Here is a 12,456-nt window from a genome sequence, read left to right on the forward strand (position 1 = left end):
CAAATTCAAAGGCAAAAATAAAATTCCGAATTTTGCAAGAAGCACTGCACTAATCCACAGCTTTAACCATTAATACGATGCCAATTTAGTGCAATTAACGGGTTTACCAAAAATCATACAATTCATATCCAATATTTTTCGCTTTAAAATTTCTTTGAAAAATCAATGAATCCTGGGTTATTTTTCATTTCTGTTAACAGAAGATCTAAATATTTGGAAAAACTCATCAGATGACCTGATTTCTTCAAAAATCGGATCTACCAATGCTTTTTGATAAATTAATTCGCTCGCATGAATTGCCTTGTCCAATTGCAATAAAGCAATCTCTGTTTGGCCGCTTTCGGCAGCCACCATCGCTAGCCCGTAGAAACCGTATCCATAATTCCTTCCGGCCATTACCGATTCCTCAAATGACAAGCTGGCATTTGCATAGTCCTTGGATAAAAAGTAAGCTAAGCCTTTATTGAAAAAATCCTTTGCCTCAGAATAGGGGTAATCAAAACGTAGTGCTGCCAGTTTGTAATCACCTCTCATGATATCCAGTGCTCCTCTCAAACTTTCATTGTATTTCAAAAAATCCTGATTCCGTGTAAGTACAGAAGCGTCAGATAGCTTCTTATAAGCCTCCCACATTTTCCCTTGTAAAACCAGAATCTGTCCTTGATTATGCAGTACATAAGGATCAGTGGCTATTTTGGATGCCTGATAAAGCAACTCATTGGCTTCCTTCCATAGCAAATCTTTGGTCGCCTGATCAAGTGTGCGCTGAGCCATCCGCATCTTCACCACCGCCAGATTATTGTAGGGTACCACGGATCTAAACAACTCAGTCATTTTACTGTAGATTTTTGCCTTATCTTCAAGCCTGGGGGAGGCCTCGCCTGCGATAGCCCAGTCAGCCATATCAAGATCAGAGCTTGCAGTATTTTCATTCAATGCCTGGCGAAGCAAAGCTGCCTGAGCTTGATTAAGACCTGGGAGAGGCTTTGCCACCACTTCGATTTTGACCGATCTCAGACTAGGAAATAGATCACGCGCTACTTGATTGAACCCCGGGATCTTTTTCAATGCCTGAGTTTGGGACTGATAGTCGGCCCCATCTGCCAACACAGCATAATATTGATCTTTTCTTTGGGTGGAAAGTTTTTCATATTCTCGAAGTTGTAGTCTAAGGTCAAACCAATCATTCCATCTTGAGTTTACTTCTGTCAAACTATCTCGAAGTAAAACATTAGAATCCTCAAGCATACGCCTTACCGCTTCTGCCCGGTCCATTCCCAATTTGCTTGTTTTACCTTCTGAGCTTTCCGGAGACTGCGTACCTGTTATTCTAAAAGATATTACAGCCGAATTTTCAGTCAAAAATGTTTTTAAATCAGCAATTTCCCCCTTATTCGAAGCATCCATTTTCACAGATGAAGACCCCTCGTCAAATCTGATCAGAAATTCCCCCATTCGGGAAAGATCAGCATCCATAACTCCTGTAGAAATAAATAATCCTACCTGTGGAATCGGCTCATCCGGATTTACTTTTCCTATTTTCGCCAGCAAAGGAGTAGTGATAATCCCCCTGGCAAGTATCTTTTTCTGTGAAGGCACTAGCTGTGTTTTTCTTCCTTGGAAAAACTGGACCTCCAGAAATGCTCCTTCCATCCAAGGCTCATAAGCCAACACAAAAGATTTCTTGTATTCATATGCGGCAACTTTTTTGGTCAGCTTGATATCTTCGAAGAGTATTGAATTCTCCGAAGATTTTAAAAGCAGGTTGATCTTCGGATTCCTCGGGCTAAACGCTGACTCTACAGGAATACTTCCTGTAACTTCGAACCTTACCGAATCTCTGTAAAACTCAAGCTTACCCGGAATCACTTTGGAATCATTCAAAAAATCAGTCTCGGGCATTATTATTGAGCTGCATATAAGCGGCAATAACAGGACAAAAAACAAAACAGGTTTTTTCTTAAACAATTGGTCTACCATTATTATTTATTAATTCTAAAGACTTTTTTCTTAAATTCACCGTAACAAACTCGCCTATTACCATGGAAAAGCTGAAAATATTCTTCGAAGAAAGAGCATTTGGGGTTTGCTCACGCTTAGGTGAAAAACTCAACTTCCCTATTGACAGCATCCGTTTATTCTTTATTTATGCCTCCTTTGTTACAATGGGTTCACCTGTAATCCTCTACGTGAGTATGGCAATGACTATGAAAATCAGAAAGTTCTTTAGAAAAAAGAACAATCCTGTACTTTTTGACTAAAGCTGATCGTAGCTCTTTTTACCCAATATTTTCCAGTTCCAAAAGACCAAGGCTACTTTTCCTTTTCTTTTTACCTCTACTCTTCCATCCGTTTCAGGTTGGAATTTCTCAATAGAACTCTTTTTTGATTTAAAGTCTCTATAAGCGTCTAATACTGCCTTCGAAAATTCCTTTTTCCCTTGAATCACAAAGCTCAACGCTGCCAAATGCTCCAACAAAGATTTGACCAGAAAAATCCGGGTAAATCCGGGGGAGGTCTCGTTTTTATATATCATACTGAGACTGTTTCTGATATTCAAATACATTTTCTTAGGACTAGCTCTATCCAGTGTAGCTCCACCGAGATGATATACCTCCACTGATCCTTCATAAGCTATTTTCCATCCCGATTTCCGCATCCGCCAACAGAGGTCTATTTCCTCCATATGGGCAAAAAAAGCTGAGTCGAAACCGGACAATTCATGGAATACTGTAGCATTCACTACCATACATGCACCCGAAGCCCAATCTACGTCGATGGAATCATTGTAATTTCCCAGATCTTCTTCTATAGAATCCCAGACTCTGCCCCTGCAATAGGGGTACCCATACGCATCCAAAAACCCACCTCCAGCTCCTGCATGGTCAAATAAGCTCTTCTGCTTCCAAGAAAGGATCTTAGGCTGAAGCGCAGCATAATCGGGGTGGGATTCCATCCATTCGATCAGAAGAGAATCCCACCCAGCAGTCACTTCTACATCGGAATTGAGCAGAATATAATAATTGTATTCGCCTCTTATATAAGCAAGTCCACTATTGTATCCTCCGGCATAGCCAAAATTCCCACTGAGTTCAATCAGCCGAATGCGAGGATATTTCTCTTTCAAAAAATCTACTGAGCTGTCAGTACTTGCATTATCTATCACCCAGACGTCATAGCTACTATGCGTACAAACTGAAGGAAGAAATGTCTTTAGCATTTCTTCCCCATTGTAATTCAGTATGACGATGGCGCAGGCCTTCATCCAAACATTCCGCCTAGATCCATCCCCGGGATATTCGGGATCATACCTTCTGTAGCCGCTTTCATCTCAGCTTTGATTTTCACCTCGATTGCGGTCATCGCAATATTGGTGGCCGCCACGATCAAGTCGCTCAGCATTTCTTTGTCTTTGGGAGAGAGCAGAGAATCATCAAACTCAATGCTCATGACTTTTCTATCCCCATTTACAGTAACTTTCACCATTCCGGCTCCCGATTCACCAGTCGCCGTCAAGTGTACAAGTTTAGCCTGTGTCTCTTTAATTTTTGCCTGGGCTTCTTTCACTTTGCCCATCATGCCCATGATATCAAACATATATTTCGAATTAAGATCTTTTTATTTTTAACTATGGTTATCTGCGATGTTACAATTGAGGTTATTTTCTTTGCCTGGATTGGAAAGGAGATCAAAGCCACCTGCCTGACGATAGGTGCGGCAGACCTAAACAGCCTCAATTCTTAAGTTTACCATCTATTTTGGAGCTTTAAAATCCCTACTGGCATAAGTGCAAACACATTTTCTAATTTACTTTAAACGCGCAATTACTTCCTCCAAACTTAGGGATTCTTGAACTCCTGTTTCCAGATTTTTTAAGGCTATTACATTAGACTCAATCTCTGCATCACCACAAATACCTACAAATGGAATGGCTTTCTTAGAAGCAAAATCCAGTTGTTTTTTCATTTTACTGAGATCAGGATAAAGTTCCGCTTTGATTCCCACTGCCCTGAACTTCTTCAACAAGCTCAACGAATATACAAATGCCTTCTGATCAAAATGCGTCAAAAGAATTTTAGTGCTCTGAAAGCTGTCTTCAGGAAACAAGTCCAACTCCTCCAGCACATCGTACAAACGATCTACTCCAAAGGAGAACCCAACCCCTGACATTCCCGAAAGCCCAAAAACTCCCGTCAAATTATCATATCGCCCTCCTCCACTCACGGATCCAATGGACACATGGTTTACTTTTACTTCGAAGATCGCTCCAGTATAATAGGATAATCCACGGGCCAGCATAATATCCAGCTCTACAAAATCCAGATCTTCTCCCATTTCCGTTAAGATTTGAAGCACCTCTTCCAGTTCGCTTACCCCCTGAAGTCCGATTTCACTGTTGGCCAAGAACTTTTTAAGAAATGCCAACTTTCCTAGTTGATCAGCTTCCAAAGTAACCAATGGAGTTAGTTTTTCTACAGAATCGGAGGCGAAGCCCCGCTCTCCTAATTCTTCTTTTACTTTCTCCCAGCCGATTTTGTCCAGTTTATCTATGGCGACGCATAGAGGGCCTTCTTTCCCAGCCTCCCCTATAGCTTCAGAAATCCCTGTGAGAATTTTTCGATTGTTCAGCTTGATACTGAAATCATTCAGCTTCAATTTGTCAAAAACAGATCGGATCATCAGAATAATTTCCGCTTCGCAAAGTAGACTGTCTGTACCTACCACATCTGCATCACACTGATAGAACTCGCGGTATCTTCCCTTCTGAGGTCTATCTGCACGCCAAACCGGCTGAATCTGAAAGCGCTTGAACGGAAAAGTCAACTCATTCCTGTTCATCACCACAAAGCGGGCAAAAGGAACAGTCAAATCATAGCGTAGGCCCTTTTCCGAGACCTTTGTAAGGGTTTGTTTATAGCCATTCTGCAAATCATTTTCAGCTACATTCTTCAAGAAATCCCCACTGTTCAAAATCTTAAAAAGCAACTGATCCCCCTCATCCCCATATTTACCGGTTAGCGTGCTGAGGTTCTCCATCGCCGGAGTCTCAATCTGATTATAGCCAAAAAGTTGAAAAGTGTCCTTGATTGTATCTAGGATATAATTCCTTCTGGCCATCTGGATAGTTCCGAAATCCCGGGTTCCTTTTGGCAGACTTGGCTTTTGCATAGCTTGTTTTTTGGTGATTAGCTGCCAAATTTATTCAAAAAAAAGGAAACGCATCCTGATATCGTGCGTGTGAAAGAATTAAATCGCAAAATAATTTAGGCTAAAATGAAATGTTTATTTACTTTTGCAACTCGTTTCGAAACAATACTATTAAAAAAATATACGACCATGGCAGTTACTACACTGAAGAGAAAACTTAAAAGAAAAAGACAATCTCAGACCACACGTGTGATTAAGATCAAGCAATTGTCTGCTCAGCCTGTAATCAGAAACGTGGACGTTGAAGAGCTTAAGAAGTCTTTCTCGAAATAATCTTTACCTCTGTAAAAACATTGAAGGCGGTCATCTGATCGCCTTTTTTGTTTGTTTTTTGAGATGTTAGACATGAGAGAAAAGACATTAGAAATGATTTCATGATTGAACACTGGAGTCCCAAATCTTTTACAAAAAAATCGAAAATTCAAGTGGTTTGTGTCTTCACAAACCACGGCCTTTAGGTCATTTCCAAATCTGCCTGAGACTGAAAACTGCAACTCTTTTTACATTCTACCTATTACAAGATATTAAACTGACTATTTAGCGGTAAAAATCAACCCACCTTACCCCGCTTCCCCAGCTCCACCACCCGGAGATTTTTTACCTGACCTGCTTCCAAATCAAATAACAGCATCGTCCGCATCACATGAAAGCCATGCTGCCCGATAGCTCCCGGGTTCATATAAAGGCAATTCATTGCCTTATCAAATTCCACTTTGCAAATATGGGAATGCCCACAGATGAAAAGATTTGGGGCTGATTCTTTAATTTTGGTTTTGATGCCAGTGGCGTAGCGGGGAGGTTTCCCTCCGATGTGCGTCATTAATACCTTCACTCCTTCCAGCGTGAACTCTTGCCATTCCGGATATGACTGCTGCATAGTCACATCATCAATATTCCCATAAACTGCCCGTATACGCTTACCTGAGGGCAAAGCCTCCATCACTTCAAAACTTCCGATATCTCCGGCATGCCAGATTTCATCCACTTCTTCCAGATAGGCGAGCGTTTTGTGGTCAACATAATTATGAGAATCAGAGATAAGGGCAATCTTGGTAGGCATTTGAACTTAATTTTGCTAAATTTTCATTCCAATATGGATTAGCTATTATTCACATCAAACACCACAACCATGAAATTTCAAAAAATTCTTTTTCTGGTATTTAGTTTGGCTATGATTAAGATTGATTTCGTATTAGCCCAATCTTCTGATTCAAATACAATTAGTGTAACGGAGTTTGAAGAACTGGCGAAAAACAAAGGCGCAGTACGGATAATTGATGTTCGCACACCGGAGGAAGTAGCCGCTGGAAGCATATTAAATGCTCAAAACATTGATTTTAAAAATGACAATTTTAAAAGGAAAATTGCAAAACTTGACAAAAACAGAACTTACCTGCTCTATTGCAAAGCTGGAATTAGATCCGCCGACGCATCCCTATTGATGAAGGAGGCAGGATTTACCCACATTTACTCCCTTGAGGGTGGAATTGATTCTTGGATAGAAGCTGGGAAAACCATAGAAAAATGACACTAATAAAATCAGTCAATCCCTATTGAGGGGAATTCTTGCAGAGTACAATCCTTTAACGGAAAATGAAATTGAAGAAAAGCTTAGCTCAGGTTCATTGGCCCTGCGGCAACGCTCTTTAGAGTAAACGACGAAACGGATGCAATTGCTTTGGCAAATGATTCTGAGTTTGGTCTAGGAGCTTCCATTTGGACCGAAGACATGCAGAAAACTGAGAAAATTGCCGGGAAAATCAAGTGTGGAGCCGTGCTTATCAATGCCATGGTAGCTTCCAATCCCGATCTTCCCTTTGGGGGAACAGAAAAAACAGGATTCGGAAGAGAACTGGGCAGATATGGAATTTTGGAGTTCGTCAATTCAAAAACAGTATATTTGGATTAATCAATTGGGGATAAAACGGCCTTAATTTTTGGTTTTGGCCAATTCCTTTCTATTTTTACGAGCCAAAATTTTGTCATAAACTAATGAGAGAAATACAGTTTCGAGAAGCCCTAAGAGAGGCAATGTCCGAAGAAATGAGACGTGATAAAGACGTTTTCCTGATGGGCGAAGAAGTTGCTGAATATAATGGAGCTTACAAAGTATCCCAAGGAATGTTGGATGAATTCGGACCGGACCGTGTCTATGACACACCCATTGCCGAGCTCGGATTTTCCGGATTAGCTGTAGGCGCCGCAATGAACGGCCTCAAGCCCATTGTCGAGTTCATGACTTTCAACTTCTCTTTAGTTGCAATAGATCAGATTATCAATTCCGCCGCGAAAATGCTTGCCATGTCCGGCGGAGCGTACAGCGTTCCTGTCGTATTCAGAGGTCCTACGGGAAATGCAGGCCAATTGGGAGCTACCCACTCTTCTAATTTCGAAAATTGGTTTGCAAATACCCCGGGGCTGAAAGTTGTCGTCCCTTCTAATCCTTACGATGCCAAAGGCCTGATGAAAGCAGCTATCCGAGATCCTGATCCGATCATCTTCATGGAATCTGAGGTAATGTATTCTGATAAAGGTGAAGTACCTGAAGGAGAATATCTTCTGCCAATCGGTGTTGCGGATGTAAAAAGAAAAGGAAAAGATGTCACTGTTATTTCATTCGGTAAAATGATGAAAGTAGCTCTACAGGCTGCCGAAGAAATGGCAAAAGAAGGCATAGAAGCTGAGGTAATTGACCTACGAACTGTGAGACCTATTGATTACGCTACTTGTATGGAGTCTGTGAAGAAAACCAACCGTGTAGTGATCGTAGAAGAAGCCAATCCTATCGCAGGTATTTCTTCTGAATTGACTTATCACTTTCAGCGCTATGCGTTTGACTACCTAGACTCACCTATAATCCGTGTGAATTCTATGGATATTCCGTTAAGCTACTCTCCAGCTTACATTGAGGCTACTTTGCCTAATGTGAAGAGAACTGTAGACGCAATCAAGAAAGTCTGCTATAAAGATTAATTATTCTTAAGTCATAGAAAAGCCCGGATTCATTGAAATGAATCCGGGCTTTTCTATTAGTAGCAGCAAGTATCCAGATACAAGACATTCGAGTCGAGAATCAAGAACCAAGTGTCATGTCCACGGTCCAGGGCAATCAGTGGAATCCTCTTGTCGATTATGGGCAGGGCTTAGATAGTTAAGGTTTTCAGCCCGTTAATTCTATACTGTAAAGCAGATTTTAAGCAGCACTCTCTGTGATCATTGTGGTAGAAAAATGAAAGCATAAAAAAAGCCCGTCCCCAAACAAGGACAGGTTTTTCTCTTGTAACCCAATCTACTATTTACTTTAATTATTTATTTTGTTGCATCTCAGCTTCACTGCCGCCTTCTTTCAGGTCATCGTTAGTGACTGATTTTTTCCTTCTAGGTTTTTGGTCCATGCTCATCTTACCTATTCTATAGCTGAAGTTGATTTTGAAATTCATATTTCTCATTGCATTCGTACTATTCTGCACGATTGTGGGGGTAATGATCTCGTTTCTAACTTTAAACTCTTTGGAAAGGAAGTTGTCAGCACCAAATCCTATGGTTCCTCTTTTCTCATCAAACTGCTTATTGATTCCCATCCCATAGGCTGCAAATCCCCCGGAAGAACCCTGTAACTGAACTTGGCGGCCTCTGGCAAAAGTAAACACTTGAACTTGCCAATCTTTAGGAAGTGAATAGTTACCGAATAGACGGCCACTGATTACAACTCCCTCATTTGAGGCTGCGAAATTGGGATCCGTGAGGCCGTTATCCAGCATTGAATAATATAAATCCATACTACCGTTCAATGAGAGTTTATTGCTTATGCTGATATTGGTAAAGATATTCGTACCCACAGCTCGCTCATGACCGATATTGTCATACGTGGTATAAATAATATCATCCTCTTGAATTGTTCTCACGGCTTGGATAGATCCTGTGGTATTTCTAAAGAAACCGCTGAAGCTGATCATAGTGCTTTTGAAGAAAGTACTGTATCCCAACTCATAGTTATCTGTATATTCAGGATCCAGTTCCGGGTTACCTTGAGTCAGTTGATTACCATTTGATTTATCAAGGTTTGGATTCAGGTATCTAAGAGAGGGACGGGAAATTCTCCGGTTATAAGAACCTTTGATCAAATTACCATTTGCAAGCTTTCTACTCAAGTTTAAACTTGGAACGAACGTGCCATAAGAAGGAATATCCACAGCAGACTCAGTTTTGAAATCAGCGTTGATCGTTGTGTATTCGTATCTGATACCGGGCTTGATGGTATAATTTTTAAATAGGGTCGTCGTGTATGACACATAACCGGCAGTTACATTCTGATCATAACTGAATTCGTTGCTTAAGGTAGGATCCGGATTTTCCACATATGATCCGTCTGCTCCTTCCGCCTGAAAATAGGTGAAGTCAGAGTATGCTTTTCTTAAAATGTTTTTAGCTCCGTATTCCAAAATTGAATTCCCATCTTTCCCTAATGGCTCCACAAAGTCAAGTTGCACCGTGTATTCTTCATTTTTACTAGGGTTGTCGTTTTTCAAACGGGAATCAATAGTGGACATATCTTCTTCAAAAAGTGTATTTACGAAAGAGTTCTCACCATTATTTCTACTATACAAAGTCAACAAAGCAATCTCTTTACCTTTCTTTTCAAAAGTCTTTGTGTAGTTCAAACTTATATCTATGGAATTTGAATTGTCTTTGGTGTCTCTATCCTGCAATGAACTGCTTAATAAAGTACCCTCTCGGAGGGTCTGAGTAAGGAAGTTCTGCTCCAAGCTACTTCTGTTTCTGATGCCAAAATTCACCGCGGCCGTCAAGAAATTGTATTGATCAATTTCATAATCAGCTCCAAAATTATACCTCCCAAAAAGTTGGTTACTCTTAGTGTCTGAACTCTGAAGTACAGTAGAACTACTCCCGTCTGTGTTTGTAATTACCTGCTTGTTTTCGAAGCTTCCCTTGATATTATATCCAGCTCTCCCAAAACCACCCAACGTAAACCCGAATTTACCTTTTCTCGCACTGGCATTTAATCCAAAATCAGAACCTCTCAACCCGGTCCCTGTACGGATATTGGCAGACATACCCTGTAAGTTATTCTTTTTGGTAATGATATTAATCACCCCAGAGGTACCTTCAGCATCATACTTTGCGGAAGGGGAAGTAATTACTTCTACAGATTTAATTTCATCTGCAGGAATCTGCTTCAAAGCATCTGTAATGCTGCTTGCCGCGATAGCAGAAGGCCTGCCATCAATCAAAACGGTAATATTACTACTCCCTCTCATGGATACGTTGCCGTCCAAATCCACAGATAGCATTGGCACTCTTCTCAGCACGTCAGTTCCGTCACCCCCGGCTGTGGTCTTGTCATTTTCTGCTTTGTAGATCGTACGATCCACACGTTCTTCGATCAATTCACGCTGTCCCTGTACAGTGACTTCTTCCAGAGCCAGACCCTCGTCAGTCATTTCGATTTCTCCAATATTAACTTCCCCTGTCTTGCTGACAATCTGGATATCCTTTATCACTGTAGTCTCGAAACCCAAAAAACTAAGTTTCAAATCATAAGTCCCAGGCTCCATTCCCGTGATAAAAAACTGTCCGTCGCCGTCAGCTACACCTCCTGCAACATTGGAGTCACTTCCAGCCACATAGAGAGCAGCCGTAGCGTAAGGAACAGGATCCCCCGTCTTCATATCTTTGGCGATACCCACGATTTTAGCAGTACTGTTCGCTTTCCCTACATTCTGCTGGGCTATAACGCCACTTGTGCTAATCAGGAGAAGAACTGCGATAATGTTAAATAATTTTTTCATTTTTAGTAGATTGTTACTCTTGGACTGGTGAATGGAAAATGACCACTAAACCCAGGAAGTCACTTTTCTGATCACCGACAGATTTGAATTTGTAGGCCTCGTGCTATTTGATACCCCAAAGCAACAGGGTTTGTTCCGCAGTTTTTCCTTAAATAGACGGCTGGGGTAGTTTCATCGACAAACCCCCTCTTTCACCGGATTAAATCCTACAATTGATCGGCGAGTCAATACATCAGCCGGATTAGGACATTGGTAGTCACAATCGCCCTATTCGCAGATTTAATTTCATATAAAGGTGTGCTTTGCGTTAGTTTGGATACTGAAAATCAGATTTATGATCAATCTAAGTCCCAAAAGGAGAGTTTCAATTCTAGTCCATATTCTTGGCTGGGCGATGTTAAGCACGGTGCTTCTGTTGCTTTCCCCACTCTCTTGGAGAATTGACATCCCGATAGAATTCTGGATAAAGCAAGTATTCATGGCGGTGCTGCTTATGTGTATATTTTATGTAAATATGCTTTGGTTTGTACCCAAGGTCTTGTTGCAGGGAAAACTCGCCGTGTATCTATTGACAATCACTCTGGGTGGAGTTCTTTTTGTAGGGATACTCGTGTATGCCGAAAACTTTCTAAATCTGCCTGAATTGATACATAAAGCATTCAATCCTGATGAACCATATACTCCAAAGCCACGGAGAATTTATGGCGATATCTTCAATGTGACGCTTTATCTGCTGACCATTGGAATTAGCACCTCGGTGGCTTCCGTGCAGAAATGGCAAAAAGATGAAACACTCAGAAGAGAACTGGACCAACAAAGAATTAACACCGAACTCTCCTACCTAAAAGCCCAGATTAATCCACATTTCTTTTTCAACACCCTCAACAACATCTACGCACTAACAAATTTGGATGTGAAAAAAGCGCAAGAGGCACTTTTGAAGCTATCCCGAATGATGCGCTATGTGTTATATGAAAATCAGAAAAATGAGACCCTGCTCAGTCGGGAGGTCAGTTTCATAAATGATTACATAGAATTGATGAAAATGAGACTGACCGAAAAAGTCACGCTCAATATTGACATAGACGAACCAAAAGATGATCTGGTGATCGCCCCTATGCTTTTGCTCCCATTTATGGAGAACACATTCAAACACGGGGTAAGTAGTCAGCAGCAAAGTGAAATTCTCATTAAACTGGAAGTCATGGGGAAAACCGTGTTCTTCGAAACTCGCAACCATATTTTCCCTGTATATTCTGACAGTCCCGAAGCAAAGGAAAACGGGATTGGGTTGATCAATACTCAACGAAGACTAAGCCTGCTCTATCCAAATAAACATCGCCTGAAATTTGGTAAAGACGAAGCCAAACAGGAGTATTGGGTAAATCTTACGATCAATCTGGAATGAAATCGAGCATGACGCAAGGGACACACTGGG

The 12,456-nt window shown here is 41.1% G+C and carries 12 protein-coding genes; 6 read left to right on the forward strand and 6 right to left on the reverse strand.

Annotated features, from left to right (window positions below; all coding sequences use genetic code 11):
- Window positions 1-177: 177 nt before the first annotated feature.
- Window positions 178-1,902 carry a tetratricopeptide repeat protein gene (locus ID165_RS15695; protein WP_192085946.1) on the reverse strand — a complete coding sequence of 575 codons (1,725 nt, stop codon included), beginning with the start codon at window positions 1,900-1,902 and terminating at the stop codon, window positions 178-180.
- Window positions 1,903-2,042: 140 nt separating this feature from the next.
- Between ID165_RS15695 and ID165_RS15700 the strand changes: the two genes are divergently transcribed.
- Window positions 2,043-2,261 carry a PspC domain-containing protein gene (locus ID165_RS15700; protein ID WP_091695064.1) on the forward strand — a complete coding sequence of 73 codons (219 nt, stop codon included), beginning with the start codon at window positions 2,043-2,045 and terminating at the stop codon, window positions 2,259-2,261.
- Here ID165_RS15700 and ID165_RS15705 read toward each other — a convergent pair.
- The 3 genes from ID165_RS15705 to hisS form a co-directional block, all read right to left on the reverse strand.
- Window positions 2,258-3,265 (reverse strand): glycosyltransferase family 2 protein, encoded by a 1,008-nt coding sequence (locus ID165_RS15705; RefSeq protein WP_192085948.1) that lies wholly within the window; start codon window positions 3,263-3,265, stop codon window positions 2,258-2,260. The genes ID165_RS15700 and ID165_RS15705 overlap by 4 nt on opposite strands.
- Entirely contained in the window at window positions 3,262-3,597 is a 336-nt protein-coding gene (locus ID165_RS15710) for a YbaB/EbfC family nucleoid-associated protein (RefSeq protein ID WP_192085950.1), read from the reverse strand. Before ID165_RS15710 ends, ID165_RS15705 begins: the two co-directional genes overlap by 4 nt.
- A 210-nt stretch (window positions 3,598-3,807) precedes the next feature.
- Window positions 3,808-5,169, reverse strand: coding sequence for a histidine--tRNA ligase (gene hisS, locus ID165_RS15715; RefSeq protein ID WP_192085952.1), 1,362 nt, complete (start codon window positions 5,167-5,169; stop codon window positions 3,808-3,810).
- Window positions 5,170-5,337: 168 nt separating this feature from the next.
- On the opposite strand from hisS, the gene ID165_RS15720 reads away from it, so the two are divergent.
- On the forward strand, window positions 5,338-5,481 hold the full coding sequence (locus tag ID165_RS15720; RefSeq protein ID WP_192085954.1) for a hypothetical protein: 144 nt from the start codon (window positions 5,338-5,340) through the stop codon (window positions 5,479-5,481).
- A gap of 277 nt (window positions 5,482-5,758) precedes the next feature.
- Here ID165_RS15720 and ID165_RS15725 read toward each other — a convergent pair whose 3' ends face one another.
- On the reverse strand, window positions 5,759-6,268 hold the full coding sequence (locus ID165_RS15725) for a metallophosphoesterase (RefSeq protein ID WP_192085956.1): 510 nt from the start codon (window positions 6,266-6,268) through the stop codon (window positions 5,759-5,761).
- Window positions 6,269-6,337: 69 nt separating this feature from the next.
- Here ID165_RS15725 and ID165_RS15730 point away from each other — a divergent pair, with 69 nt between their 5' ends.
- From ID165_RS15730 to ID165_RS15740, 3 genes are all read left to right on the forward strand, one after another.
- A complete protein-coding gene (locus ID165_RS15730; RefSeq protein ID WP_192085958.1) occupies window positions 6,338-6,736 on the forward strand; it encodes a rhodanese-like domain-containing protein in 399 nt (132 codons plus the stop codon).
- Between the two features lie 96 nt (window positions 6,737-6,832).
- Window positions 6,833-7,117: an aldehyde dehydrogenase family protein gene (locus ID165_RS15735; protein ID WP_192351608.1), complete on the forward strand. Its 285-nt coding sequence runs from the start codon at window positions 6,833-6,835 to the stop codon at window positions 7,115-7,117.
- 83 nt (window positions 7,118-7,200) lie between these two features.
- The gene (locus ID165_RS15740; protein WP_192085960.1) at window positions 7,201-8,181 is read left to right on the forward strand and encodes a pyruvate dehydrogenase complex E1 component subunit beta; all 981 of its coding nucleotides are present in this window, start codon (window positions 7,201-7,203) and stop codon (window positions 8,179-8,181) included.
- Window positions 8,182-8,513: 332 nt separating this feature from the next.
- Here the strand turns inward: ID165_RS15740 and ID165_RS15745 are convergent, their stop codons facing one another.
- Window positions 8,514-11,018, reverse strand: coding sequence for a TonB-dependent receptor domain-containing protein (locus ID165_RS15745; protein ID WP_192085962.1), 2,505 nt, complete (start codon window positions 11,016-11,018; stop codon window positions 8,514-8,516).
- A 334-nt stretch (window positions 11,019-11,352) separates the two neighbouring features.
- On the opposite strand from ID165_RS15745, the gene ID165_RS15750 reads away from it, so the two are divergent.
- Entirely contained in the window at window positions 11,353-12,426 is a 1,074-nt protein-coding gene (locus tag ID165_RS15750) for a sensor histidine kinase (RefSeq protein WP_192085963.1), read from the forward strand.
- Window positions 12,427-12,456 lie beyond the last annotated feature (30 nt).

It is taken from the genome of Algoriphagus sp. Y33, assembly GCF_014838715.1.
In the GTDB taxonomy this organism is placed as follows: Bacteria; Bacteroidota; Bacteroidia; order Cytophagales; family Cyclobacteriaceae; genus Algoriphagus.

Coding starts and splice junctions, on each gene's coding strand:
- ID165_RS15695 (WP_192085946.1), bottom strand. CDS start 1,902: ATGCCCGAGACTGATTTTTTGAATGATTCCAAAGTGATTCCGGGTAAG.
- ID165_RS15700 (WP_091695064.1), top strand. CDS start 2,043: ATGGAAAAGCTGAAAATATTCTTCGAAGAAAGAGCATTTGGGGTTTGC.
- ID165_RS15705 (WP_192085948.1), bottom strand. CDS start 3,265: ATGAAGGCCTGCGCCATCGTCATACTGAATTACAATGGGGAAGAAATG.
- ID165_RS15710 (WP_192085950.1), bottom strand. CDS start 3,597: ATGTTTGATATCATGGGCATGATGGGCAAAGTGAAAGAAGCCCAGGCA.
- hisS (WP_192085952.1), bottom strand. CDS start 5,169: ATGCAAAAGCCAAGTCTGCCAAAAGGAACCCGGGATTTCGGAACTATC.
- ID165_RS15720 (WP_192085954.1), top strand. CDS start 5,338: ATGGCAGTTACTACACTGAAGAGAAAACTTAAAAGAAAAAGACAATCT.
- ID165_RS15725 (WP_192085956.1), bottom strand. CDS start 6,268: ATGCCTACCAAGATTGCCCTTATCTCTGATTCTCATAATTATGTTGAC.
- ID165_RS15730 (WP_192085958.1), top strand. CDS start 6,338: ATGAAATTTCAAAAAATTCTTTTTCTGGTATTTAGTTTGGCTATGATT.
- ID165_RS15740 (WP_192085960.1), top strand. CDS start 7,201: ATGAGAGAAATACAGTTTCGAGAAGCCCTAAGAGAGGCAATGTCCGAA.
- ID165_RS15745 (WP_192085962.1), bottom strand. CDS start 11,018: ATGAAAAAATTATTTAACATTATCGCAGTTCTTCTCCTGATTAGCACA.
- ID165_RS15750 (WP_192085963.1), top strand. CDS start 11,353: ATGATCAATCTAAGTCCCAAAAGGAGAGTTTCAATTCTAGTCCATATT.